At 68.4% G+C, this 24,708-nt stretch carries 19 protein-coding genes; 6 read left to right on the top strand and 13 right to left on the bottom strand.

The annotated features are described in order from the left end of the window. Positions 1-4: 4 nt before the first annotated feature. Both AC5RT3_RS06730 and AC5RT3_RS06725 read right to left on the bottom strand, forming a co-directional pair. Positions 5-502, bottom strand: coding sequence for a DUF2505 domain-containing protein (locus AC5RT3_RS06730; RefSeq protein WP_494010580.1), 498 nt, complete (start codon positions 500-502; stop codon positions 5-7). Between the two features lie 44 nt (positions 503-546). After that, on the bottom strand, positions 547-2,052 hold the full coding sequence (locus AC5RT3_RS06725) for an SDR family oxidoreductase (protein ID WP_494123814.1): 1,506 nt from the start codon (positions 2,050-2,052) through the stop codon (positions 547-549). A 225-nt stretch (positions 2,053-2,277) separates the two neighbouring features. On the opposite strand from AC5RT3_RS06725, the gene mfd reads away from it, so the two are divergent. Together mfd and AC5RT3_RS06715 are read left to right on the top strand one after the other, a co-directional pair. Beyond that, positions 2,278-5,967 carry a transcription-repair coupling factor gene (mfd, locus tag AC5RT3_RS06720; RefSeq protein ID WP_494123813.1) on the top strand — a complete coding sequence of 1,230 codons (3,690 nt, stop codon included), beginning with the start codon at positions 2,278-2,280 and terminating at the stop codon, positions 5,965-5,967. Positions 5,968-5,973: 6 nt separating this feature from the next. Continuing rightward, complete coding sequence (locus tag AC5RT3_RS06715; protein WP_494123812.1) at positions 5,974-6,786, top strand: metal-dependent hydrolase; 813 nt, start codon at positions 5,974-5,976, stop codon at positions 6,784-6,786. A 57-nt stretch (positions 6,787-6,843) separates the two neighbouring features. Here the strand turns inward: AC5RT3_RS06715 and AC5RT3_RS06710 are convergent, their stop codons facing one another. The 6 genes from AC5RT3_RS06710 to nirB form a co-directional block, all read right to left on the bottom strand. Next, positions 6,844-7,104: a hypothetical protein gene (locus AC5RT3_RS06710; RefSeq protein ID WP_494010577.1), complete on the bottom strand. Its 261-nt coding sequence runs from the start codon at positions 7,102-7,104 to the stop codon at positions 6,844-6,846. A gap of 55 nt (positions 7,105-7,159) precedes the next feature. Next, complete coding sequence (deoC, locus tag AC5RT3_RS06705; protein WP_494051461.1) at positions 7,160-7,876, bottom strand: deoxyribose-phosphate aldolase; 717 nt, start codon at positions 7,874-7,876, stop codon at positions 7,160-7,162. 97 nt (positions 7,877-7,973) lie between these two features. Further along, a complete protein-coding gene (locus AC5RT3_RS06700) occupies positions 7,974-8,834 on the bottom strand; it encodes an FAD-dependent oxidoreductase (protein WP_494123811.1) in 861 nt (286 codons plus the stop codon). Positions 8,835-9,044: 210 nt separating this feature from the next. Continuing rightward, positions 9,045-10,193, bottom strand: a complete 1,149-nt coding sequence (locus tag AC5RT3_RS06695; protein ID WP_494051463.1) for a uroporphyrinogen-III synthase — start codon at positions 10,191-10,193, stop codon at positions 9,045-9,047. A gap of 14 nt (positions 10,194-10,207) precedes the next feature. Beyond that, positions 10,208-11,242 (bottom strand): uroporphyrinogen-III C-methyltransferase, encoded by a 1,035-nt coding sequence (gene cobA / locus AC5RT3_RS06690; RefSeq protein WP_494051464.1) that lies wholly within the window; start codon positions 11,240-11,242, stop codon positions 10,208-10,210. A gap of 2 nt (positions 11,243-11,244) precedes the next feature. Next, the gene (gene nirB / locus AC5RT3_RS06685) at positions 11,245-13,875 is read right to left on the bottom strand and encodes a nitrite reductase large subunit NirB (RefSeq protein ID WP_494051465.1); all 2,631 of its coding nucleotides are present in this window, start codon (positions 13,873-13,875) and stop codon (positions 11,245-11,247) included. Positions 13,876-14,144: 269 nt separating this feature from the next. On the opposite strand from nirB, the gene nirD reads away from it, so the two are divergent. Further along, positions 14,145-14,528, top strand: a complete 384-nt coding sequence (gene nirD / locus AC5RT3_RS06680; RefSeq protein WP_494123810.1) for a nitrite reductase small subunit NirD — start codon at positions 14,145-14,147, stop codon at positions 14,526-14,528. Between the two features lie 66 nt (positions 14,529-14,594). Here nirD and AC5RT3_RS06675 read toward each other — a convergent pair whose 3' ends face one another. Together AC5RT3_RS06675 and AC5RT3_RS06670 are read right to left on the bottom strand one after the other, a co-directional pair. Continuing rightward, complete coding sequence (locus AC5RT3_RS06675; protein WP_494051467.1) at positions 14,595-16,346, bottom strand: phospho-sugar mutase; 1,752 nt, start codon at positions 16,344-16,346, stop codon at positions 14,595-14,597. 68 nt (positions 16,347-16,414) lie between these two features. Next, a complete protein-coding gene (locus tag AC5RT3_RS06670) occupies positions 16,415-17,233 on the bottom strand; it encodes a purine-nucleoside phosphorylase (protein WP_494051468.1) in 819 nt (272 codons plus the stop codon). Between the two features lie 103 nt (positions 17,234-17,336). Here AC5RT3_RS06670 and AC5RT3_RS06665 point away from each other — a divergent pair, with 103 nt between their 5' ends. From AC5RT3_RS06665 to AC5RT3_RS06655, 3 genes are all read left to right on the top strand, one after another. Next, on the top strand, positions 17,337-18,752 hold the full coding sequence (locus AC5RT3_RS06665) for an NAD(P)H-quinone dehydrogenase (protein ID WP_494123809.1): 1,416 nt from the start codon (positions 17,337-17,339) through the stop codon (positions 18,750-18,752). Between the two features lie 139 nt (positions 18,753-18,891). Further along, positions 18,892-19,152: a hypothetical protein gene (locus AC5RT3_RS06660; RefSeq protein ID WP_494051470.1), complete on the top strand. Its 261-nt coding sequence runs from the start codon at positions 18,892-18,894 to the stop codon at positions 19,150-19,152. A gap of 8 nt (positions 19,153-19,160) precedes the next feature. Beyond that, a complete protein-coding gene (locus AC5RT3_RS06655; RefSeq protein WP_494010566.1) occupies positions 19,161-19,346 on the top strand; it encodes a PspC domain-containing protein in 186 nt (61 codons plus the stop codon). 66 nt (positions 19,347-19,412) lie between these two features. Here AC5RT3_RS06655 and AC5RT3_RS06650 read toward each other — a convergent pair whose 3' ends face one another. The 3 genes from AC5RT3_RS06650 to AC5RT3_RS06640 are packed head-to-tail and all read right to left on the bottom strand — an operon-like array spanning position 19,413 to position 24,665. Beyond that, positions 19,413-20,972, bottom strand: a complete 1,560-nt coding sequence (locus AC5RT3_RS06650) for an FAD-dependent oxidoreductase (RefSeq protein ID WP_494123808.1) — start codon at positions 20,970-20,972, stop codon at positions 19,413-19,415. Further along, positions 20,969-23,194: a molybdopterin oxidoreductase family protein gene (locus AC5RT3_RS06645; RefSeq protein ID WP_494051472.1), complete on the bottom strand. Its 2,226-nt coding sequence runs from the start codon at positions 23,192-23,194 to the stop codon at positions 20,969-20,971. Before AC5RT3_RS06645 ends, AC5RT3_RS06650 begins: the two co-directional genes overlap by 4 nt. A gap of 1 nt (position 23,195) precedes the next feature. Continuing rightward, on the bottom strand, positions 23,196-24,665 hold the full coding sequence (locus AC5RT3_RS06640) for an MFS transporter (protein WP_494123807.1): 1,470 nt from the start codon (positions 24,663-24,665) through the stop codon (positions 23,196-23,198). Between the last annotated feature and the right edge of the window lie 43 nt (positions 24,666-24,708).

The following is a 24,708-nucleotide window of genomic DNA, read 5'->3' as shown; positions in this document are numbered from 1 at the left end:
CGGGTTAGTGGCTTTCCAGCCAGGCCTGCGCCTGCTGTGCCTGCAGGTTCAGTGCCTTGGCCACCATGGGCTCGGCAGCGTCGGCGATCTTGCCGCCCAGGAAAGGCACGGAGGACTTGACCTCGCCCTCGAGCTCAACGCGGGTTCCGCTGGCCTCGGCCACCAGGCGCTGGACGGCGGTGACGTCCACGGGTGCGCCGGCGATCTTGACGGTGATGTTGCTCTGGCGGGAGCCGTCTTCCGCCGGGGCGTTCCAGCTTTCCACCTGGGTCACTTTCAGGTGCTCACCCACGAACTTGCGGGCAAATTCGGGCAGGCGGGTGGTGGGAAGGGTGCGCACCGAGGTGGCGTTGAACGCGCCGGCGACGTCACCGTCCACGGTGAAAGATTCCAGGTTTCCGCCCACCAGCTGGCTGACGTGGCGCTGGAAGTCCTCGTTCACCAGGACAGCTGCCACGCTGTCGACGGAGTGCGGAAGGGAAGTGGTTGCGCTCAGGGCCATGGGTCCTCCTGGGACATTGGGGAACGGATTTAACTCAAGACATCCTACGGGGTCCCGGCCGGCCGCTCCGCATCGATGAGCTTTTGTGCCGCCCCGGTGATGTTCCGGGCCATCGCCGGGAAGATCAGGCCGTGGAACGGCAGGACAGCCAGCCAGTAGAGCCGGCCGCTGAGTCCCTTGGGGAAGAAGATGGCCCGCTGCCGGTACAGGCTGCCGGCGCCGTCGGGTTCCACGGACAGTTCCAGCCATGCCCGGCCGGGCGCCCGCATCTCGGCCCGCAGCCGGAGCAGCCTGCCGCGGTCGATCCGTTCCACGCGCCACCAGTCCACCACCTCCCCGGCGGCCAGCATCTTGGGGTGCCGGCGCCCGCGCAGGAGCCCGGCCCCGCCGGTCAGCTTGTCCAGCCAGCCGCGCACCTGCCATGCAAGCGGGAGCGAGTACCAGCCGTTCCGGCCGCCGATTCCCTCGATAATCGTCCACAGGTGTTCCGGGTCCACGTCCCCGTGGAAGGTGCGTTCGTCGATGTAGACCGTGTGGCCGGACCAGTCGGGATCGCTCGGCAGGGGATCGGACGCCACTCCGGCATTTGCCCAGGTGGTTTCCACCTGGCCGTCCCGTTCCTTGCCCAGAGCCAGCGCGACGGCGGTGCGGTACGGCGTCAACCCGCCGTCGGGCTGGGGGATGTACCTGTCGATGCCATGCTCGCCGGATATGGCGTCGTGCTGCAGGGACTGGACCAGGGGGAAAGCCATGGACAGCGGGATGGGCGTGGTGAGCGCCACCCACATCCCGGCGAGCTTGGGGGCCGGGACCGGCAGGGCCAGCACAACCCGGTAGGGCAGGCCGGCTTCGGCGGCGTACTCCTTCATCATTGCCGCATACGTGAGCACCTGGCGGCAGCCGATATCGAAGGTCCGGTTGATGGGCCCGTCCAGGGATGCCGCGGCCACCAGGTAGTACAGGACATCCCGGACGGCGATCGCTTCGATCCGGTTCCGGACCCAGCTGGGCGCCGGCATCAGGGGCAGCGTCTCGGACAGGTGCCGGATCATCTCGAAGGACGCCGAGCCGGAGCCGATCACCACGCCCGCCTGGAAGACAATGGCGTCCACCTGGCCGTCCAGGAACACCTGGCCCACTGCCTCCCTGGACCGCATGTGGGTGGATAATTCCACGCCCTGCGGATGCAGGCCGCCGAGGTACACGATCCTGCCCACCCCCGCATCAGCCGCCGCCTGGGCCGCGATGCCGGCCATCGCCTTCTCCTTGGCTTCGAAACCCGCCCCGGCAGCCATGGAGTGCACCAGGTAGTAGAAGACGTCGACGCCGTCCAGCGCCTTCCGCAGCGCGTCGCCGTCGTCCAGGCTGCTTTCCACCACCTCCACCTTGCCCCGCCACGGCACCCCGGCAATCTTGTCCGGGGACCGGACCAGCACCTTGACGGTGTGGCCTGCCTCAAGGAGCCGGGGCACCAGCCGGCCGCCGATGTAGCCGGTGGCTCCCGTAACCAGGACTGTCTTGGGAATGTGGGGTGCATTGGTTCCGGTCATGCTCGCTCCTGTTCGTCCTCAGCAGTTCGGAGCGGCGGCCTGTCCGGACGGCCGCCCCGGTAAATGAGTGGGCCCTGCCAGCCTAAGCGCAGGATCCGCTGCCGTGACTGCCGGGGCCCGGAATGTCGCCGGTGCGCGGTAGGCTGGAGGTTACCCGGGATTCGCAGCGAATTTCGGGTTTTCGCGTTGCCTGCGATCCCCTTGAACACCACAGGAGCTTCTGCCATGAGCCTTCCCGGCCCGTCCGCCGCCGGCCAATCAACTGCAGGCCCGTCGCTGGATGGCCTGCGGCGCGTCCTCGCCGAGGACCAGACGTTCGCGCGCGTCCGGGCGGAAGCCGCCAGGGGATTCAGCGTCCGGGGCCAGGATTACCAGATCAGCGCGCCCGCCGGGCTGCGTCCCGTGCTGCTCGCCGAGATGTCCGACGGCCTCAGGGCCTCCGGGCCAGAAGAGTCCGACGGCGGCGGGCCGGGCGTGGTCCTCGCCGTCACCGCCACCGGCCGGGAGGCGGAGGACCTGGCGGCGGCACTTCGCGCCTACCTGCCCGCGGGTGCCGTGGCCGAGTTCCCCAGCTGGGAAACGCTGCCGCACGAGCGCCTCTCGCCGCGTTCGGACACGGTGGGACGGCGGCTGGCCGTCCTGCGCCGGCTGGCCCATCCGGAGAGTTCGGCGGCGGGCCGGCTCCGGGTGGTGGTGGCGCCCGTCCGGGCCGTGGTCCAGCCCGTGGTGGCCGGACTCGGTGACCTGGTGCCGGTCACGTTGAAGGTGGGCCAGGACATCCCGTTCACGGACGTGGTGCGGAGCCTCGCCGATGCCGCCTACGCCCGGGTGGACATGGTGACGCACCGGGGCGAGTTCGCCGTCCGCGGCGGCATCATCGACGTGTTCCCGCCCACCGAGGACCACCCCATCCGCGTGGAGTTCTTTGGCGATGAGGTGGACCAGATGCGCTGGTTCGCCGTGGCCGACCAGCGCTCGCTGTCAGCCCCCGGGATCCACCACCCCACCGAACTGCATGCGCCGCCCTGCCGGGAAATCCTCATCACCCCGTCCGTGATGTCCCGCGCCGCGACGCTCAAGTCCCAGCTCCCGGCCGCCGCCGACATGCTGGAGAAGATCGCCGGCGGCATCGCCGTGGAGGGCATGGAATCGCTGGCGCCGGTGCTGGTGGACGCCATGGTCCCGTTCGTGGACCAGCTTCCTGCCGACTCCATTGCCGTTGTCATCGAGCCCGAGAAGGTCCGCACCCGCGCCCACGACCTCGCCGCCACCAACGAGGAATTCCTGGAGGCGGCCTGGTCCACGGCGTCCGACGGCGGGACGGCGCCTTTGGACCTCAGCTCGCAGGCGTCGGCGGCCCTGCACTCGGCGAGCTTCCGCTCGCTGGGCGAGACCCGTGCGTCCGCGCTGGAGCACGGCGTCTCCTGGTGGTCCATCACCTCGCTGGCCCAGGACGCGGAACTGCTCCCGGAGATCGACGTCCTGAACCTGCACGCACGGGAGCCCCGCGGCTACCAGGGCGACGTGGCGGAAATGATGGACTTCATCGGTTCGCACGTGCGCGACCAGTGGCGGATCGTCGTGGCCACTGAAGGTCCCGGTCCCGCCCAGCGCCTGGCGGAACTGTTCCACGACGCCGATATCCCCTGCGCCCGGGTGGACAGCCTGGACCACGAGCCCCAGCCGGGGATCATCGAGGTGACCACCGCCGCCGTCGGACGCGGTTTTGTCCTGGACGGCCTGAAGCTGGGACTGCTCACGGAAGCCGACCTGCTGGGCCGGACCTCCGCAGCCTCCACCAAGGACATGCGGCGGATGCCGTCCAAGCGGCGCAACGCCGTCGACCCCCTGCAGCTGGTGGCGGGGGACCATGTCGTCCACGAACAGCACGGTATCGGCCGGTTCGTCGAGCTGATCCAGCGCAAGGTGGCGGGCGGAGCCGACGGCGTACGCGAGTACCTGGTGCTGGAGTACGCGCCGTCCAAGCGGGGCGCACCGGGGGACCGGCTGTTCGTGCCCACTGACCAGCTGGACCAGGTGACCCGCTACGTGGGCGGGGACACCCCGGTCCTGAGCAAGATGGGCGGCGCGGACTGGGCGAGCACCAAGTCCAAGGCCCGCAAGGCCGTCAAGGAGATCGCCGGGGAGCTGATCCGGCTGTACTCGGCGCGGATGGCCTCGCGCGGGCACGCCTTCGGCCCGGATACCCCGTGGCAGCGGGAACTGGAGGAAGCCTTCCCGTACGTGGAGACGCCGGACCAGTTGACCACCATCAACGAGGTCAAGGCGGACATGGAGCGGGAGATCCCGATGGACCGCCTGGTGTCCGGGGACGTGGGCTACGGCAAGACCGAGATCGCGGTGAGGGCGGCCTTCAAGGCGGTCCAGGACGGCAAGCAGGTGGCCGTGCTGGTGCCCACCACCCTCCTGGCCCAGCAGCACTACGAAACCTTTACCGAACGGTTCTCCGGCTTCCCGCTGCGCGTCAAGCCGCTGTCCCGGTTCCAGGGTTCCAAGGAAGCGAAGGAGACGGCGGAAGGCGTCAAGAACGGCTCGGTGGACGTTGTGATCGGCACGCACCGGCTGCTGTCCAAGGACTTCGAGTTCAAGGACCTCGGACTGGTAATCGTGGACGAGGAGCAGCGGTTCGGCGTCGAGCATAAAGAGGCGCTGAAGAAGATGCGCACCAATGTGGACGTGCTTGCCATGAGCGCCACCCCGATTCCCCGGACACTGGAGATGTCGCTCACCGGCATCCGGGAGACCTCCACCCTGGCCACGCCGCCGGAGGAACGCCACCCCGTGCTGACCTATGTGGGCCCCTACACGGACAAGCAGACCTCCGCCGCGATCCGCAGGGAGCTGATGCGCGAAGGCCAGGTGTTCCTGGTCCACAACCGGGTGTCCACCATTGAACGGACGGCGGCGAAGATCCGCGAGCTGGTTCCGGAAGCCCGGGTGGAGGTGGCGCACGGCAAGATGTCCGAGAGCCGCCTGGAACAGATCATCGTGGACTTCTGGGAGCGGCGCTTCGACGTCCTGGTGTGTACCACCATCATCGAGACGGGCCTGGATATCTCGAACGCGAACACCCTGATCGTGGACGGTGCGGACAAGTACGGCCTATCCCAGCTCCACCAGCTCCGCGGGCGCGTGGGCCGTGGCCGCGAGCGTGCCTACGCCTATTTCCTGTACCCGTCCGAGAAGCCGCTGGGGGAGGTGGCACTGGAACGCCTCAAGGCAGTGGCAACGCACAACGAGCTCGGCGCGGGCATGCAGCTGGCCATGAAGGACCTGGAAATCCGCGGTGCCGGCAACCTGCTGGGTGGCGAACAGTCCGGCCACATCCAGGGTGTCGGCTTCGACCTCTACATCCGGCTGGTGGGCGAGGCCGTGGCGGACTTCCGCGGCGAGGCCGAGGAGAAGGCTGCCGAGATGAAGATCGAGCTGCCGGTCAATGCCCACCTTCCGCACGACTACGTTCCGGGCGAACGGCTGCGCCTTGAGGCCTACCGCAAGCTGGCGGCAGCGCAGACCAACGAGGCGATCGACGAGGTCTTCGCCGAACTGGTGGACCGCTACGGTGAGCTTCCGCTGCCGGCCCAGAACCTGGTGGCCGTGGCCCGGTTCCGGGTGGCTGCCCGCGAGGCAGGGTTGTCCGACGTGGCGCTGCAGGGCAACTTCATCAGGTTCTCGCCCGCGCAGTTGCCGGAGTCCAAGGTCATGCGCCTGAACCGGATGTACCCGGGATCGCAGTCCAAGCCCGCACTGGACGCGGTGCTGATCCCCAAACCAAAGACCGCTCGCATCGGCGGCCGGGACCTGCAGGACGCGGAAATCCTGGGATGGGCGGACGGCGTCATCCGCAACATCTTCTCCGACCAGCCCGTTCCCGTTGCTCAGACAGGGGCCTGACGGGTGATGGGAGGACACCACGCCGCGTCAGGAGCCGCGGCGTGGGTAGCTGTTGCCTCCACGGGCCCCTACACGCTGGGCTGGTACCCGTTGGATCCAACCGGCATCCTGATTGGCGGCCTGGCCACTGCAGGAACGGCACTGGTCTGCGACTGGGACCACCGCTCCAGCACGGTGGCCCAGTCCCTGCCGCCGCTGTCCAACGCGGTTGCCCGCGGGATTGAGAACGCCAGCGGCGGGCACCGGCAGGGAACGCATTCCATCCTGGGCGCGGGGGTCTTCGTCCTGCTGGCCGCGCTGGCGTCCCGGTTCCAGCTGGAGACCCCCTGGGGGCTCCTGTCCGTTGGTGCCGGCCTGCTGTGCATGTGCCTGATCAACATCGCGGCGAAGGCCCTGAAGCTTTTTCCCAAGAGCGGGTTCCTGACCAACTGGACTTTCGCGCTGGCGATGGCCGGACTGGTCACGGTGTATGCCCCGGAACAGTGGACCTGGCTGCCCGTGTCCATGCTCATCGGTGTGGTGGTGCACATCGTGGGCGACCTCATCACCACCGGGGGAGTCCCGCTCCTGTGGCCGCTGGTGGTCCGGCCCCCGAAGGCGCTGCGCAGGGTCCCGCTGCTGCGGTACGTGTGGCGGCCCAACGGGGCACTGTCCTTGCCGCTGCTGGGACGGGCCGGCTCCAAGCGCGAGTGGCTGGTGCTGATCCCGGTGAGCGCGTACGCCATGGTGGGCATGACGGTGGCCGGCTGGTCCATTGCGCAGAGCCAGTGGACGCGGATGGCCGATGCCGCCGTGGCCTGGACCAGGCTCTGGTTCTAGCGCACGAAAAGGACCCCCGGACGGGCGTCCGGGGGTCCTTTTCGTACAAGAAGCTTCTTAGTGTTCGCCCGCTGAGTCCGAGCGGCCCCAAATGGTCTGCGGGATCCAGAACGCCAGGGCGAACAGCACCAGGCAGACGGCCATCGGCCAGGGGTTGCCGAGCGTGAGGAAGGACAGCGAGTAGATCGCCCCGAAGAACAGCGCCATGATGATCACGAACAGCACAATGCTGCCGGAGAGCTTGTTCTCGTTCTGCGGGGTCCGGACCGTGCGCTGGTCCGATGTGTCCTGGCCGGACGCGTTAATCTTGCTGGACAATTTCGTTCCTCCTCGGCCCCGCAGGGCTCAATCTGTGGCGGCGTCCGGCCTGCCGTCAGTAGGCGGCTGAACCCTGTTCACCCTTGACGATGGCAATACCGGAGCTGGCACCAATACGTGTTGCACCAGCAGCAATCATAGCCTGAGCGTCGGCCAGGGAGCGCACGCCGCCGGAGGCCTTGACGCCCAGGTCCGGGCCCACGGTCCTGCGCATGAGGGCGATATCCTCGGCCGTTGCACCTCCACCGTTGAACCCTGTGGAAGTCTTGACGAAGTCCGCGCCGGCTTCCACGGCTGCCTGGCAGGCGAGGACCTTCTGGTCCTCCGTGAGAAGGGCGGTCTCAATGATCACCTTCAGGATGGCGCCGCTGGCATGCACCGCCTCCGCCACAGCGCTGATGTCCTCGATGAGTGCACCCTTGTCGCCGGCACGGGCGGCGGCAATGTTGATAACCATGTCCACCTCGTCGGCGCCGTCAAGCACGGCGCCGCGGGCTTCGAAGGCCTTGACGTCGGTGGGTGTGGCCCCCAGCGGGAAACCGACCACGGAGCAGGTGAGGACGCCGGAGCCTTTCAGGGCATTCTTGACGGTCTTGACCCAGATGGGGTTCACGCACACGGACTTGAAGCCGTATTCGGCAGCCTCGGCGCACACTTTCAGGACGTCGGCCTCGGAGGCTTCGGGCTTCAACAGCGTGTGGTCGATGTAGGAGGCGATGCTCCCGGCATCAGCGGGGGCTGGCTGAACGGAAGGGGTGGCTTCGTTGCTCATGATGGTCCTTTCCGGGGGCCTTATGGGCCCCGGCACGTCCTGGAACTCGGTTCGGCACCATCTTGTCACAGCCGGGGCAACAGCAAGATGCGGCCGGTCAGGCGGCTGCCTGCAGGTCCGGCCCGGTTGAGGCCGCGGCCAGAAGCTGCGTGGCGCAGGCTCCCGCGGCGGAAGCTGCCGCCACGAGCAGGCCCAGCCGGACGCCGTCGTACGCTGCGGCGTCCCCGATGGCCCAAATGCCGGGGACGGACGTCCGGAAGTCCTGGCTGATGACAATTCCTCCGCTCGCCGCGGTCCGCAGTCCCGCGCTGGCAGCGAGGCCGTCCCGTGCCACCCGCTCTTCAGCCAGGACCACCAGGTCGCCGCTCATGCTGCTGCCGTCCTCGAAGACCACCGCGGAGGCAGCCAGCCCGGACACGGACTGCCCGGGGACGACGGCGGCCGGGCGGGCGGTGGTGCGGATGGGCCGCACGCCGCGGGCACGCAGGACGGCCTCAGCCTGGCCTGCGGCGGCCCCGTTACCCACCAGGATCCCCAGCGGCCGTCTGCCAAGCTCCCGGGTCACCTGTCCCACGGCCTCGGCAATGCGTGCGGCGTCGTCGATGGTGGAGTAGCTCAGGCACTGCGCCGCTCCCTCCACGGGGTTGGCGCCGGGGGATGATCCGGTAGCTATCACCAGGTTGTCGTAGGAGAATTCCAGGCCGTCGGCCGTTGCCACGGTCCGGTTCACGGCGTCGATGTGGCTGGCCGGCTGGCCGAACCGCACCGACACCTGGGGGAGCAGTGCCAGCTCCAGCAGTTCCTCCGGCGTGTCGTCCCGGCTGCTGAGGACCGTGATGGTGCCGGCGAAGCTTGCCCGGTCCAGCTGCCTGACCAAGGCCTGTGCGGCCGGGCCGGCTCCGGCGATGACGATGCGGGTGGGGGCGGAGGTGGACGGGGTGGGTGCCGGAGCGGACATGTGCTGGCCCTTTCGCTGGCGGCCTGGACGGCCGGAAGTTCGTGATGGAACCCAGCGTAGGGGGACGCTTTTACCGTTGTGTTTCCCCTCGGTTGCCGTTGTGAGGGGGCCCGTTCGCCAGTTTTTACCGGCCGGTAACAGAACCGGTGACGCGGCTCTCATTCGGCCGCCACCGGACACACGGGCCCCTCGAACGGGAGCAGCGGGATGCTAGACGCGGATCCGGTACCCCCGTTTGACCACGGTTTCCACCAGGCGTCCGTCCGGCAGCGAGGACCGCAGCCGGCTCACGGTCATGTCCAGGGCGTGGACGGATCCCCGCAGTTCCAGCAGTTCGGAGAGCGACTCGCGGGAGAGGACCGCGCCGCCGGCGCCCAGCAGCGCCCGGAGCAGCAGCAGCGGGGCAGGCGCCAGTTCCACCGGCTGGCCGTCGATGCGCAGGCTCCGCCCCCGCAGTTCGATGTTGCCGGACCTTGTTTCCAGGCGGCGGACGTGGTTCAGCGCCAGGTGCTCGCAGACCAGCCGGATGAGCGCCCCCATGCGGAAGCGTTCCGGGACCAAGGGTGCCACCCCGGCATCTATCAGCGGCTGGGCGGTCACGGGGCCCACCACCGCGGTGGTGACGTTGGTCTTCAGGCTGTCGATCAGCTGCTTGTAGACGCCCATCTCGTGCGCCGTGCTCCACATGGCATCGACGGCGGGGGCGCTGGTGAAGGTGAGGACGTCCAGGTTCCCGCTGCAGGCGGCCTCGATGAGGCGCGGAAGCTTGTCTTCGCCGTCGGGCTTCACCCAGCGGTAGGGGGTGACGGTCAGGACGGTGGCGCCGGACATGCGCAGGCGCTCCAGCTGGCGGACATCCGTGTAGCCGTGCAGCTGCACGGCTACCGTCTTGCCGCGGACGCCTTCGGTCAGCAGCATGTCCACCAGCGTGGCGGTGGTCTCGTCGCTGCTGATTCCGACGTCGGCGAGTCCGGCCGCGCGCACGGCGCCGCGGGCCTTCGGTCCCCGCACGAACATCCGGCACGCGCCCAGGGTCTCCAGGAGTTCATCGCCGATGCCGAAGGAATCCGCGGCCTCGCACCAGCGCCGCATGCCGTAGGCGGTGGTGGCGATGCACAGGTCCGGCTTGGCCGCGATGATGGCCCGGGTGTCCTCGATGAGGCGCATGTCCTCCTGGACGGGGGCGATTTTCAGGGCAGGGGCGTGCAGCACCTCAGCGCCGCGGCGTTCAAGGGCCTCAATGAGGTCCCGGGAACGCCGGTGGGAGGTCACGCCGATCCGGAAACCCTCCAGCGGGGCTTCTGCGGCATCGGGTGTTTCTTCGACCTGCGGTGTTTCGGCCGGTGCGAGTGCATTCATGGGGGTCAATCCTTTCACGAGCCCAGCAGCGAGGCCGCCAGCCTGTCCAGGTCGGCGGCGGCCTCAGCATGCCCGCGGTTGGCTTCCGCCACCCGAACCACCTCGCCGATGACCAGCACGGCCGGGTTGCTGCACCCGGCAGCGGCGGAGGCAATGGTGCCCAGGTCCGCGATGGTGGTCCGCTGGCCCGGGCGGTACCCCCGCTCGACGACGGCCATCGGCATGTCGGGGCGCATGCCTGCCCGCCGGAGTCCGGCGGCCAGTTGGTGCAGGGTGCCGATGCCCATCAGCACCACGATGGTGCCGCCGAGGCCGGCCAGGTGCTGGTGCTCCTTCTCGGTCAGCGGTGCGTGGCCGGAAACCACGGTGAACATGTGGCTGACTTCGCGGTGCGTGACCGGGATGCCGGCAGCTGCCGGGACGGAGATGGCGCTGGTGACGCCGGACACCACGTGGACCTTGACGCCGGCGGCCACACAGGCGGCAACTTCCTCGCCGCCGCGGCCGAAGACGTACGGGTCGCCGCCCTTGAGGCGGACCACGTTGTTGCCGGCGAGGGCGCTTTCCACCATGAGCTTTTCGATGTCCGCCTGGCTGACCTTGTGGTGGCCCGGCTTCTTGCCCACATCCACCAGTTCGGCGGAGGTGAGGGACGGCAGCTCCTGGTACGGGGCCAGGCGGTCGTAGAACACCACGTCCGCGTCCCGCAGGGCCTTGACCGCGGCGACGGTCAGGAGTTCGGTGGTGCCGGGTCCGCCGCCCACCAGGGTGACGTGGCCGGCGGCGCCGGCAGCGGGTTCGCCGGCCACGGGGATCCCGGTTTGCCGGCAGCGGTCCAGGAGGGCGTCCCAGCCGGGCTGGCCGTCGTCGACTGCCGCCACCAGGAACGGGCGCTCGGGCAGCGGCCCGTCATGGCCCGCGCCCTGCGGGGTGCTCAGGCGGTAGACGACGGCGCCCGCGGCTTCGTAGCGGCGGACCGCCTGCCGCGCGGCAGTGTCGGAGCCCGTGACCAGGACGTCGCGTCCGGTGAGGTCGATGCTGAGCTGCATGGCTATGCCTCGTTCTCGTTGCCGGCACGTACCGGGATGGAGGCCCCGATCAGGACCTTGCCCTTCTCTTCCGGCGTGGCGGGGCGCATCTGGCCGCGCTCGTCCGGGACGAAGGTGATGGAGTCGTCCTTCTGGTCCGGGGCGTTGACGAAGGAACGGAACCGGCGCAGGCGCTCGGGGTCCTTGAGGGTGTCGGCCCACTCGTCGATGTAGGTGTCCACGTGCTTGGCCATGGCCGCTTCGAGGTCCTCGGCGATGCCCAGGGTGTCCTTGACCACCACGTCCTCAACGTGCTTGATGCCGCCGTCGAGCTCTTCCTGCCAGCGGGCCGTGCGCTGCAGGCGGTCCGCGGTGCGGATGTAATACATGAAGTAGCGGTCGATGTACTTGATCAGCGTTTCGTCGTCGAGGTCCTTGGCGAGCAGCTGCGCGTGCGCAGGGGTTGCACCGCCGTTGCCGCCCACGTACAGGTTCCAGCCGTCTGCCGTGGCGATCACGCCCACGTCCTTGCCGCGGGCCTCGGCGCACTCGCGGGCACAGCCGGAGACGCCCATCTTGAGCTTGTGCGGGCTCCGCAGGCCGCGGTAGCGCAGCTCCAGCTTGATGGCCATGGCCACCGAATCCTGGACACCGAACCGGCACCAGGTGGAACCGACGCAGGACTTCACCGTGCGCAGGCTCTTGCCGTAGGCCTGGCCGGATTCGAAGCCGGCGTCCACCAGTTCCTTCCAGATCTCGGGGAGCTGTTCCAGCCGGGCGCCGAACATGTCGATCCGCTGGCCGCCGGTGATCTTGGTGTACAGGTTGTACTTCTCGGCCACTGCGGCGATGACGCCGAGCTTCTTGGGCGTGATCTCGCCGCCGGCGATGCGCGGGACCACCGAGTAGGTGCCGTCCTTCTGCATGTTGGCCAGGGCGCGGTCGTTGGTGTCCTGGAGGGTGCCGCGGCCGGCGTCCAGCACGTAGGCGCTGTTCTGGCTGGCCAGGATGTTGGCGATGGTTGGCTTGCAGATGTCGCAGCCTGCGCCCTTGCCGTACTTGGCCATGATCTCTTCGAAGGAGGTCAGTTCCAGGACGCGGATGGCGTCGAAGAGTTCCTGGCGGGACAGTTCGATGTGCTCGCAGAGGGCCTTGGAGACCTCAACGCCGGACTTGGTGAGTTCGGTTTCCAGCAGCTTCTTGAGCATCGGAACGCAGGAGCCGCACTGGGTGCCGGCACGGGTGCAGCCCTTGAGCTCGCCGAGTTCCTGGACGGGTGCGTTGCCCTCGCAGGCGCCGCAGCCGTTGATGGCGTCGCGGATGCTTCCCGCGGTGACGTTGTTGCAGGAACACAGGGTTGCGTCGTCCGGCAGCTCTGTTTCGGGGGCGTCGCCGCCGCCGGCGGCACTGAGGAACGCTCCGGGTTCGGCGGGAAGTTCGCGGCCGAGGAGCGGGCGGAGGCTCATGTACGGTGAGGCGTCGCCGACGAAGATGCCGCCCAGCAGGGTCTTGGCATCGTCGGTGGTGACGATCTTCTGGTAGACGCCGCGGGCGGGGTCGGCGTAGACAATCTCGAGGGCGTGCTCGGTCTTGGCAAAGGCGTCACCGAAGCTTGCCACGTCCACACCGGAGAGCTTCAGCTTGGTGGCGGTGTCGAATCCGGGGAACGTGGCGTCGCCGCCGTGGAGGCGGTCGGCCACGATCTCGGCCATGGTGTTCGCGGGAGCCACCAGGCCCAGGCACATGCCGCCGTAGTTGGCCACCTCGCCAATGGCCCAGATGCCGGGTACTTCGGTTTCGCAGTAGTCGTTGATCACCACGCCGCCGCGGGGACCAAGGCTGAAGACCTGTTCCTCGCCCTCGGCGGCGCGGAAGAGTTCGTCGCGGGGCCGGACGCCGATGGCCACAATGACCATGTCCGCTTCGATGATGCGGCCGTCCGCCATGAGGACGCCGGTGACCTGGCCGTCGTCGTCGGAGAGCACCTCGGACGGGAAGACGCCGCCGTGGACTTCGAAGCCCTTGGCCTTGATGAGCCGGCCCATTGCCTGCCCTGCGCCCTCGTCCAGCTGGGTGGCCATCAGCCACTGCGAGCCGTCAATGACGATGGGGTTTGCGCCCAGCTGTTCCGTGCCGGCGGCCGATTCGAGGCCGAGCAGGCCGCCACCGATGGTGACTGCATTGACCTTCCGGCCGAGCTTCTCAGTGAGTTCGGCAATTTTCTGGTTGATGGTCCAGACGTCTTCGAGCGTGCGGTAGACGTGGGTGAGCTCGTTGCCGGGGATGGGCAGGCGGGCGGCGTTTGAGCCGGTGGCCACCACCAGTTCGTCATAGGGGTACGTGTTGCCGGTGGACGTCTCCACGGTCTTCGCGCCGGCGTTGATCTTCACAACGCGCTCGCCGGTCTTCAGCTCCAGCGAAGGGTGGTCCCACATGGAAGCGGATCCCAGGGTCAGGTCCACGCCGGTATCGGTGAGGGCCTTGGACAGCGCGACGCGGTCGTAGGGGAGGTGGGCTTCCTCGGTGAGGACCGTGACATGCCAGCCATCGAGGCCACGGGCATGCATTGCGTCCGCAAAACGGTGGGCCGCGGGGCCGCCGCCGGCGACGACAATGCGGCGCGTTGTCTCGGTGTTTGAAGTCTGTTCGGTCACTGTGGGCCTTTCGCATGGGCCGCAGCAGTGCTCCGGCCTTCTCTGACGAGTGTCCATCCAGACTAGGGAGAGGCAGTTTCGCCTCAGTTTCCCCTTTGTTTCGCGAACTTAACTTCTGCATCACGAACGCATTTCGGGCCGGGTTAGGTGTCTTTTACGCGCCGGACACATTTGCTGCATCCCCACGAAACACCCCGCGCCTAGCGTGGAACCCGGCCGCACAGACAGCCACAACCCACGGACAACAAGCACAGGGAAAGGAGCCGGACATGACGGCAACACTGGAACTTGGGGCGCTCGACACCGCAACCGCCGAAGCCGGAGCGGCCGACGCAGGGTGGCACCGCGTCTGCCACCTGGACGACCTGGAACCCTCCTGGGGTGAAGCGGCCCTGGTTGCCGGGCGCCAGATCGCCCTCTTCCGCACCGCGCCCGGTGAAGTCTTTGCGGTGGCCCACGAGGATCCGGCCACAGGCGCGCATGTCATGGCGCGCGGAATCCTTGGCTCCAAGGGGGCCCGGCCCACCATCGCCTCGCCCCTGCACAAAGAGGTCTACGACCTCGAAACCGGGGAGTGCTTCAGCGCTCCCGGCCTAAAGCTTGCCGCCTTCAGCAGCCGGATCGTCGACGGTTTCGTCGAAGTGGAGCTGTAAACAACAGCACATCAATCCCGCACCACCCAGGAAAAGGGGCGCCCCGGCAGGCGCCCCTTTCACGGCTTAAAGTCCCAGCGCCTCGCTGACGTCGCGGAGCACAGCATCCAGCGATGCCCGGGCTGCCTGCCGGGCGGCGGGCAGTTCCGCGGCGGAGGCAGCCTGGTGGATCACTTCCACGTAGCACTTGAGCTTGGGCTCCGTGCCGCTGGGCCGGATGATCACGCGCGTCAGGTCCCGGGTCACGTACAGCAGGCCGTCGGTGGGCGGCAGCTGGTCCGTGCCCTGGGCAAGGTCCGTGAAGACTTCCACCGTGGACGATCCGAAGGATTCCGGCGGTGACACCCGGAGCCGGTTCATCATCGCGTCAAGGAGCCCCAGGTCGGCGACCCTGATGCTGAGCTGGTCGCTGGCGTGCAGGCCGTGCTTCAGGTACAGCTCATCGAGGGTGTCGAAGATGGTTTTCCCCTCGGCCTTGGCTGTCGCCGCAAGCTCGGCGATGAGGACCGCGGCGGAGATGCCGTCCTTGTCCTTCACCACGTCCGGTGCCACGCAGTAGCCGAGGGCTTCCTCGTAACCGTAAACCAGCCCGGGTACCCGGGAAATCCATTTGAATCCGGTGAGCGTTTCCTCGTGGGCGTAGCCGGCGGCCGTGGCGATCCTGGCCAGCAGCCGCGAGGACACGATGGAATTGGCGAAAACGCCGCTCACGCCCTGGGCCTCACCGCCGGGGGCAGTGGCAGCCAGCCGGGCCACCACGTGGGCGCCCAGCAGTGCCCCCACTTCATCTCCCCGCAGCATCCGCCAGGCCCCCGTGTCCGGGTCCTTTGCGGCCACCGCGGCCCGGTCCGCATCGGGGTCGTTGGCGATCACGATGTCGGCATCCAGCCGCGCTGCAGTTTCCACGGCGAGGTCCAGTGCCCCGGGTTCCTCCGGGTTGGGGAAACTGACGGTGGGAAAGCCGGGGTCCGGCTCTGCCTGTTCGGCCACCAGGGTGACATCGCTGAAGCCCGCGGCCTGAAGCACGGCCCGTGCTGTTCCGCCGCCCACGCCGTGCAGGGGAGTGAGGACGACGCGCAGGTCCCGGGAGGGAAAGTGGTCCCGCAGGGCGAGGGAGGCCGTGGCGCGCTGGTACTCCGCGGCGATGGAGCCGTCCAGGACGGTCCAACCCTCCGGTGCCAGCAGGATCGACTCCAGCGGCCCCACCGCGCTGATCCGGGCCGCGATCTCTATGTCATAGGGGGTGACGATCTGGGCGCCATTTCCGCTGTCAGGTACGGCGTGGCGGCCCAGGTACACCTTGTAGCCGTTGTCCTGCGGGGGGTTGTGGCTGGCGGTGACCATCACGCCGCCGTCGCAGCCCAACGCCCGCACGGCGTAGGCCAGCACGGGGGTTGGCAGGGCCGAGGGCATCAGGAAGGTTTCGATACCGGCAGCAGTGAAGATGGCCGCGGTTTCCGCCGCGAAAATGTCCGAGTTGTAGCGGGCGTCGTACCCGACGACGGCGCGAGGCCGGGTTCCCCGGGAGGCCCGGCCCACTGCGTCCGCCAGGAACGCTGCCAGGCCCGCCGCGGCACGCCGGACCACCACGCGGTTCATGCGGTTGGGCCCGGGGCCGAGCGCGGCCCGCAGGCCGGCCGTGCCGAACTGGAGGGTGCCGCGGAAGCTGTCTTCGAGTTCCTGCCGGGCGGCAGGATCACCCTCTTCCACCAGCCTGACCAAGTCAAGGAGGGACGCCGACGTTGCGGGATCCGGGTCTTGGGAGGCCCAGGTGCGGGCTTCGTCGAGCAGGCGGAAATCGGCATCGGAAGACGTCATGGGCATAACGCTATCGTCATTGTCCGCCTACTCCGCGCAACGCGGAGCCCGTTTGGGCGCCGCCGCTTTCAGAGTTTGGCGATGATATCGGCGAGGAGCCTGGAGATCCGCGGGCCTGCTGCCTCTCCCGATTCGATGACCTCCTGGTGGCTGAGCGGCTGCGGGCTGATGCCGGCGGCAAGGTTGGTGACCAGCGAAATCCCGAACACCTCCATGCCGGCATGCCGGCCTGCGATGGCCTCCAGCGCCGTCGACATGCCTACCAGGTCGGCGCCAATCCGCTTGGCATACTGCACTTCCGCCGGCGTTTCGTAATGGGGCCCGCTGAACTGGGCGTAGACCCCCTCGTCGAGGGTGGGGTCCACCTCCCGGGCAAGGTTGCGGACCCGGGAGGAGTAGAGATCTGTCAGATCCACGAAGGTGGCCCCCTCCAGCGGGGACGCCGCGGTGAGGTTAATGTGATCTTTGATGAGTACCGGCGTGCCAGGAGCCCAGTCCTCGTTGAGTCCGCCGCAGCCGTTGGTGAGGACCAGCGTGCGGCAGCCTGCGGCGGCTGCGGTGCGGATGCCGTGCACAACGGCGCGTACCCCTTTGCCTTCGTAGTAATGCGTCCTGGCGCCAAGGACCAGGGCGCGCTTGCCGTCCCTGGCCAGCACCGAGCGGATGGTGCCAACATGCCCTTCCACGGCGGGGGCGTGGAAACCGGGGACTTCTTCGGCGGAAAGGGTGGCGGTGGTTTCACCGATCAGGTCGGCTGCGGCGCCCCAGCCGGAGCCAAGCACCAGCGCCACGTCGTGGCGGTCCACTCCTGTTTCTTCGGCGATGTAATCGGCAGCGGCCCGGGCCGAGGCGAAGGGATCCGTGTTCAGGAAGTCTGTTGTACTCACCAGTACAAGTTATCCTGCCGCTCCTGTTGCGCCCACCACAGGCGGCCGCGGCGGAGCGTGGAATTCTTGGTGCTGCGGCGGTGATGGGCGAGAATGATTGATTGTGACTACGCATCCAGATTTCAGTTCACCCCGGATCGCAATCCTGGGAGGTGGTCCGGGCGGATACGAGGCCGCCATGGTGGCCGCCTCGCTGGGAGCGCAGGTCACCATCATCGAGCGCGCAGGCCTGGGCGGATCCGCCGTCCTGACGGACGTTGTGCCGTCCAAGACGCTGATCGCCACCGCGGACCTGATGACGCGCGTTGCCGAGGCAGGCGAGCTGGGCGTGAAGTTCGACGTCGACGGCGGCGACTTCGTCCCGGTGATGCGCGCGGACCTGAAGCACATCAATGACCGCCTGCTGAACCTGGCCCGCAGCCAGTCAAAGGACGTCCACGACGGACTCGAGGGCCAGGGCGTGCGCATCCTGACCGGTTCCGGCCGGCTGCTGGATAACCACACCATCGAGGTCATCACCCTGGACGGCACCGAGATCGTGGAGGCAGACACCATCCTGCTGGCCGTCGGCGCGCATCCGCGTGAGCTGCCCACCGCCCGGCCGGACGGTGAACGCATCCTCAACTGGACCCAGATCTATAACCTGGACGAGCTGCCCGAGGACCTGATCGTGGTGGGCTCCGGTGTCACCGGCGCGGAATTCGCCTCGGCCTACAACGGCCTTGGCTCAAAGGTCACGCTGGTTTCCAGCCGCGACCGCGTGCTGCCCGGGTCCGATGTGGATGCCGCTGTGGTGCTGGAGGAAGTGTTCGAACGCCGCGGCGTCCGCGTCATGTCGCGTTCACGCGCGGAATCCGTGGAACGCACGGAGGACGGCGTGGTGGTCACCCTCAGCGACGGCTCCAAGGTGGCCGGCAGCCACTGCCTGCTCTGCCTGGGCTCCATCCCCAACACAGCCGGCATCGGACTGGAAGAGGCGGGCGTGGCGTTGAGCGAGAGCGGCCATATCAAGGTCGACGGCGTCTCCCGGACCAGTGCGCCGAACATCTACGCCGCCGGGGACTGCACCGGCGTCCTGCCGCTGGCCTCCGTGGCAGCCATGCAGGGCCGGATCGCCGTCGCCCACTTCATGGGTGACGTCGTTACTCCGCTGAAGCTGCACCAGGTGGCTTCCAACATCTTCACTTCCCCCGAGATCGCCAACGTGGGGGTCTCCGAAGCGGAGATCGATTCGGGCAAGTACCAGGGCGATGTGGTGAAGCTTTCGCTGCGCAGCAACGCCCGGGCCAAGATGCGCAACGCCCGGGACGGGTTCGTGAAGATCTTCGCCCGCAAGGGATCCGGCACGGTGATCGGCGGCGTCGTGGTGGGGCCCAACGCCTCGGAGCTGATCTTCCCCATTTCCATCGCCGTGAAGCAGAAGCTGCATGTGGACGATGTGGCCAGCACCTTCACCGTCTACCCGTCGCTGACCGGGTCCATTTCCGAGGCGGCGCGGCGCCTGCACGTGCACCTGTAACAGCGGGGTACCGGCAGGGGGCGGGAAAGTCTGGACCCTGCTGCGGCCGCCTGCATAGACTCCTTCAAGGACCGGCCGGGAATTCCGATTACGAATTTCCGGCCGTCCCTGCATCAGCCGACGACGCGAGGAGAATCCCATGGAACTGCAGGACGTCAAGTGGAACGAGCAGGCACGCGAGAAAATCCTGCTGGACGCCGACAGGGCGCTGCAGGAAGCGGTCCGTGAAGCAGCATCGTCACTGTCGGACGCCGGCAAGGACGAGGTGTACAAGTTCCTGTACGAGAAGCTGAAGCCGCAGTTCGTCGACTTCCAGCCGGGGCCGGACCTCACCGAGTTCGCGGAAGCAGTGGCCGGCGGAGAACTCTCCGCCGCTGCCGAGGCCGGGGCTGAAGGGTAGGCGGGATCATGGCAATGGCTCTTGAACGGCCCCGCCGCGGCAAGATGATCGGCGGCGTCTGCGCAGCGCTCTCGGCCCGGTTCGGCCTTCCAAAGTTCCTGGTGCGGTTGGGTTTCGTGATCTTCGGCCTGGTGGGGATCGGCGAACTGGTTTACATCGCGCTGTGGATCATCATCCCGAAGGCGCCGGCGTAGCAAACAAAGCAATGGGTTGGCCCCGGAAGTTCCGGGGCCAACCCATCTGCGGGCCGGGCGATTCACTCAGGAGACGGCTGGGGAGAAATGTTTTTCGATCAGCCCCTTGATGTCCTCATGGCAGCCGCCGCAGCCGGTTCCGGCGCGGGTTGCCTTGGAGACCTCAGCCACGGTGGAGCAGCCCTCCGAGACGGCGTCCTGGATGGCAGAGCCGCTGACGCCCGCGCAGCGGCACACGGTGCCCGCAGGATCGGCGGTACCGGCTCCGGGCAGCTGGTCCGGCCCGTCCAGCCGCAGCAGCAGCGACCGGTCCGCCGGCAGCTCGGCCGAACGCTCAAACAACCCCACCAGTTCGGCGGCGGTCCGTGGCATGCCCACGGCCACCAGCCCTTCCAGGACGCCACCCCGGGTGGTCATCTTCACGTAGCGGCCGTGTTCCGGATCCGCCCACTGGGCCACCTGGAGCCGGGGACGCCCGTTCGCAGCGCCGGCGTTCAGGGCTTCCTCGTCCCAGGGATCTGCGCTGTTGTTGCCGGCCACAGCCATGCTCAGGCCGCGCGCCTTCAGGACAATAACGCCGGGCTGCTCCGCCGGCAGTTCCGCCAGGACTTCGGCGTCATCGACCGCGCCGGTGGCGAGCAGGGCCAGGTACGCCGCCAGCCATTCGGCCTGGCGCCAGCCGGGACCCACCAGGCCGGACGGACCCTTGGCGTTGCGGCAGGCAGCACAGTTCGGGTCCGGGCAGCGCACCTCCGCGCAATCGCCGATGGCAAAGATGTGCGGTTCATGGTGGGCGCGGAGCCGGTGGTCCACCAGGATGCCGGCTGCGGTGGAGAGCCCGCAGCCTTCGGCCAGTTCGGTGCGGGGACGGACGCCGCACGAGATGACCAGGAGGTCCCCGTCAATCGCCGAACCGTCGTCGAGCAGCAGCGCCGAGAAACCGCCGTCGGGAGCGTTGTGCTCAACCCCGGTGGAGCGCGCGTTTCCAGCCATCCGCACGCCGCAGTGGCGCAGACCCGCGGCCAGGACGGCGCCGCCGCTGCGGTCGATGTTGCGTCCCAGCGGGTGCGGGCCATTGTGGACCACCGTCACGGTGGCGCCTTCCTCGGCCGCGGCAAGGGCTGTTTCCAAGCCCAAAACGCCGCCGCCCAGGACCACCACACGCTTGCCGCCGTCCACCGCCCGGCGGAGCACGTCAGCGTCGCGAAGGTCGCGCAGGGCAGTCACACCGGCCGGCAGGACGGGTGAGGCGGGGTCCGGGTTGATGCCCGTCAGGTTGGGGATGACCGGCCGTGAACCGGTGGCGAACACCAGCCGGTCGTAGTGGACGGAGTCCCCACCGGAAAGGAGGACCTGCTGCCGGGCGCGGTCCACGCGCCGGACACGGACACCCAGGCGGACGTCAACGCCTTCGGCCACCAATGCGGCGGCGTCGGAGAGGGCGAGGGCATCGGCTGTGGTGCGGCCAACGCCCAGGTCCGCCACCAGGACGCGGTTGTAGGCGGCTTCAGCTTCCTCGCCCACCACGGTCAGCCCCACGTGCCCCGCACGTACGGCGGGGAGGAGTTCGTCAACCAGCCGGGCAGCCACCGGGCCGAATCCAACAATGACAACCTGCTCGCTCATGAGGCCTCCGTCGTTTGAAGCATCTTGCTGGAAAGGGGTGCAGCCACGGCCCGCACCCAAACCTTGTTGAACTTGAACTCAGGCATCCCGGACGTGGGGTCCGTGGCCGCCTCGGTCAGGCGGTTTGCGCTGCCCAGTCCGGGGAAGTGGAACGGCAGGAAGACCGTGTCCGGCCGGATGTCGTTGCTGAGCTCGGCCCTGCACACCACCTCGCCGCGCTCGTTGGCCACGGACACGAGGGAATCGGCCGTGATGCCCATGGCCTCGGCGGCAGCGGGGTGGACCTGGACCTTCGCCTCGGGCCGGGATGCCAGCAGCTCGGTGACACGCCGTGTCTGCGCACCGGACTGGTAGTGCTCCAGCAGCCGGCCCGTGATGAGGGTCATGGTTCTCGCTGCGGGGTCAGGGTTGGGGGCAGGCGTACGACGGCGGCGGGGCACCACGGGGGTCATCACGGCTTTGCCGTCGGGGTGGGCGAAGCGGTCCCGGAACAACCGGGGCGTGCCGGTGCTGCCGGCAGGGTAGGGCCAGTAGGCAGCTTCCCCGCGGTCCAGCATCGCGTAATCGATGCCTGAGTAGTCGGCCAGGCCACCGGCGGAGGCGAGCCGCAGTTCCTCGAAGACGGTTTCGGGGTCCTCGCTGTAGGTGGACGGGGCGTCCAGCCGCTCCGCCAGACGTGCCATGATCCACAGTTCGCTGCGGGCGCCGGCGGGCGGGGCCAGGGCGCGGCGGCGGCGGAGGACCCGTCCCTCGAGGTTGGTGAGGGTGCCTTCCTCCTCCGCCCACTGGAGCACCGGGAGGATGAGATCGGCCTCCGCGGCGGTCTCCGACATGAAGAAGTCACAGACCACCAGGAAGTCCAGGCTCCGCAGGCCGGCGGTCACGGCGTTCGCGTCGGGGGAGGCAACCACCACGTTGGAGGCGTGGATGAAAAGGCACCGGACGCCGTCGGGCTGTCCCAGCGACTTCAGGAGCTGGACCGCAGGCAGGCCGGGACCGGGAATGGTTTCCTCCGGAACGCCCCAGACGCGGGCCATATGGGCGCGGGCGGCGGGGTCGGTGATCTTGCGGTAGCCGGGCAGCTGGTCGGCCTTCTGGCCGTGCTCGCGGCCGCCCTGGCCGTTCCCCTGGCCGGTCAGCGTGCCGTAGCCGCTGCGTGCGGAACCGGGCAGGCCCAGCAGGAGGCTGAGGTTGATGGCGGCGGTGGCGGTGTCGGTGCCGTCGGTGTGCTGTTCCACGCCGCGGCCGGTAAGGATGTAGCTGCCGCCCTGGCGGGCGCCGGCGGCAAGCCTGCGGGCGGTCTCCCGGACCAGGTCGGCGGGGACGCCCGTAAGGGACTGGACGCGTTCGGGCCAGAAGGAGTTGACGCTGCGGACCACGGCGCTGTAGCCCGAGGTGCGTTCCTCGATGAAGGCGGTGTCCACCAGGCCTTCGTGGATGACCACGTGGGAGATGCCCAGCAGGAGGGTGAGGTCGGTGCCCGGCAGGGGCTGGAGGTGGAGGCCGCCGCCGTCGGCCGTGAACGCGGCTGTGGCGGAGCGCCGCGGATCCACCACAATCAGCCCGCCGGCGTCGCGCGCTCCCTTAAGGTGCTGGACGAAGGGCGGCATGGTTTCGGCCACGTTGGAGCCAAGCATGAGGATGGTGCTGGCCGTGTCCAGGGCTTCCAGCGGGAAGGGCAGGCCGCGGTCCACCCCGAAGGCGCGCATTCCCGCGGCCGCCGCGGAGGACATGCAAAATCGGCCGTTGTAGTCGATGCGCGAGGTGCGCAGGGCCAGCCGGGCGAATTTGCCCAGCATGTACGCCTTTTCGTTGGTGAGGCCGCCGCCGCCGAACACGCCGACGGCGTCGGCACCGTAGCGTGCGCGTGCGTCCCTGACGGCGGACGCGGCGAGGTCCAGGGCATGGTCCCAGCTGATGGGCCGGTGCACGCCGTCGGCACCTTTGAGGAGGGGCTCGGTGATCCGGCCCGGGTGGTTCAGGAGCGTTGCGGAGGTCCAGCCCTTGCGGCACAGGCCGCCCCGGTTCGTGGGGAAATCGCGTCCGCTGACCTCAAGGGCAGCCGTTGCCGCAGCTGCCGGGGCGGAGGACTGCAGGGTGGGCAGGAGCGGCACGGGGACTGGCCCCGGCTGGGGAGCCGGGGCCAGTTCCGCTGGAGACGTGAGCGTCATGGCGCACTGCAGGGCACAGTAAGGGCAGTGCGTGTCGGCGCTGTTGGTCATGTTAGACGTGTCCCATCGCATTTCGGTTGGCGTTGCGGATGTAGCAGAACCAGCAGACGGCGAGCATCAGGGCGTAGGCCGCGACGAAGCCGTAGAAGGCCGGGGTGTAGGAGCCGCTGGCCGCATTCGATGCGTTCAGCACCTGCGGGATGACGAAGCCTCCGTAGGCGCCGATCGCGGAGATCAGGCCCAGTGCCGAGGATGCCAGTCGCTGGGTGGCCACCGAGCTTGCCCCGGATTTGGCTGCCCGGCTGGAGGTGGCGAAGATGACCGGGATCATGCGGTAGGTGGCCCCGTTTCCGAAGCCGCTGGCGGTGAAGAGCATCAGGAACAGGGCCAGGAAGAGCCAGAAGTTCTTCAGCGGCAGGGTCCAGATCATGGTCAGCGTGATGACGCCCATCGCGGCGAAGGCCGTAACGGTCATCCGCGCCCCACCCATGCGGTCGGCCATGCGTCCGCCGTAGGGGCGTGCTAAGGAGCCCACCAGGGGCCCGAGGAATGCGAGCGACAGGGCGACGGTACCGACGGCGATCGAGGAGAACTCCGGGAAGTAGTCCTTGATCAGCTTGGGGAACACGCCGGCGAAGCCGATGAAGGAGCCGAAGGTGCCGATGTACAGCAGCGCCATGATCCACAGGTGCGGTTCCTTGAGCGCCGCGACGGAGCCGGCCACGTCACCCTTGGCGCTGGTGAGGTTGTCCATGTACTTCCAGGCGCCGAAGGCGGCGAGCAGGATGAGCGGAACCCACATCAAGCCTGCTATGGGCAGGTTGACGGTGCCGGCGGCCAGGAGCGTGATTGCGATCGGGACGGCGAGCTGCGCGACGGCGGCACCCATGTTGCCGCCGGCTGCGTTCAGTCCCAGCGCCCAGCCCTTTTCACGGGCCGGGTAGAAGAAGGTGATGTTCGCCATGGAGCTGGCGAAGTTACCGCCGCCGAAACCGGCCAGGGCGGCGATCAGCAGCATGACACCGAACGGCGTTTCCGGGTTGGAGACGCACAGGGCCAGGCCGATGGAGGGGATCAGGAGCAGCAGGGCGGAGACGATGGTCCAGTTGCGGCCGCCGAAGCGGGGGACCATGAAGGTGTAGGGGATGCGGAGCGTGGCGCCCACCAGGCTGGGCATGGAGATGAGCCAGAAGATTTCCGACGTGGAGAAGGTGAATCCGGCGGAGGGGAGCTGGACCACCACGATGGACCACAGCTGCCACACGACGAAGCCGAGGAACTCGGCGAAGATGGACCAGTTCAGGTTGCGGCGGGCGATCGAGCGGCCTGCGGTTTCCCACTGCTCCTTGTTTTCGGCATCCCAGTTGGCGATCCAGCGGCCGGGACGGAATTCAAGGGCGGGAGCGTCGGTGGTGCGGGTAGTGCCGGGCTGTGCGCTGGCGGATGCGGCTGCTGGCCCTTGTGCATCGTCAAGGTCCAGGGAATTGCCAGTGCCGGCATCTGCGGTGCGGTCGACAGTCACGGGTTACCTCCTTCGGGGGGATGTTGTCCTTCCAAGGTAGGGA

The organism is Arthrobacter sp. Y3221159, assembly GCF_059089885.1.
The sequence above is the reverse complement of the archived record's forward strand: the minus strand, read 5'-3'. Positions and strand labels throughout refer to the sequence as shown.

What these genes read in the sequence shown, in the direction of transcription:
- AC5RT3_RS06730 (WP_494010580.1), bottom strand. Translation starts at nt 502, where the DNA reads ATGGCCCTGAGCGCAACCACTTCCCTTCCGCACTCCGTCGACAGCGTG.
- AC5RT3_RS06725 (WP_494123814.1), bottom strand. Translation starts at nt 2,052, where the DNA reads ATGACCGGAACCAATGCACCCCACATTCCCAAGACAGTCCTGGTTACG.
- mfd (WP_494123813.1), top strand. Translation starts at nt 2,278, where the DNA reads ATGAGCCTTCCCGGCCCGTCCGCCGCCGGCCAATCAACTGCAGGCCCG.
- AC5RT3_RS06715 (WP_494123812.1), top strand. Translation starts at nt 5,974, where the DNA reads ATGGGAGGACACCACGCCGCGTCAGGAGCCGCGGCGTGGGTAGCTGTT.
- deoC (WP_494051461.1), bottom strand. Translation starts at nt 7,876, where the DNA reads ATGAGCAACGAAGCCACCCCTTCCGTTCAGCCAGCCCCCGCTGATGCC.
- AC5RT3_RS06700 (WP_494123811.1), bottom strand. Translation starts at nt 8,834, where the DNA reads ATGTCCGCTCCGGCACCCACCCCGTCCACCTCCGCCCCCACCCGCATC.
- AC5RT3_RS06695 (WP_494051463.1), bottom strand. Translation starts at nt 10,193, where the DNA reads ATGAATGCACTCGCACCGGCCGAAACACCGCAGGTCGAAGAAACACCC.
- cobA (WP_494051464.1), bottom strand. Translation starts at nt 11,242, where the DNA reads ATGCAGCTCAGCATCGACCTCACCGGACGCGACGTCCTGGTCACGGGC.
- nirD (WP_494123810.1), top strand. Translation starts at nt 14,145, where the DNA reads ATGACGGCAACACTGGAACTTGGGGCGCTCGACACCGCAACCGCCGAA.
- AC5RT3_RS06675 (WP_494051467.1), bottom strand. Translation starts at nt 16,346, where the DNA reads ATGACGTCTTCCGATGCCGATTTCCGCCTGCTCGACGAAGCCCGCACC.
- AC5RT3_RS06660 (WP_494051470.1), top strand. Translation starts at nt 18,892, where the DNA reads ATGGAACTGCAGGACGTCAAGTGGAACGAGCAGGCACGCGAGAAAATC.
- AC5RT3_RS06655 (WP_494010566.1), top strand. Translation starts at nt 19,161, where the DNA reads ATGGCAATGGCTCTTGAACGGCCCCGCCGCGGCAAGATGATCGGCGGC.
- AC5RT3_RS06650 (WP_494123808.1), bottom strand. Translation starts at nt 20,972, where the DNA reads ATGAGCGAGCAGGTTGTCATTGTTGGATTCGGCCCGGTGGCTGCCCGG.
- AC5RT3_RS06645 (WP_494051472.1), bottom strand. Translation starts at nt 23,194, where the DNA reads ATGACCAACAGCGCCGACACGCACTGCCCTTACTGTGCCCTGCAGTGC.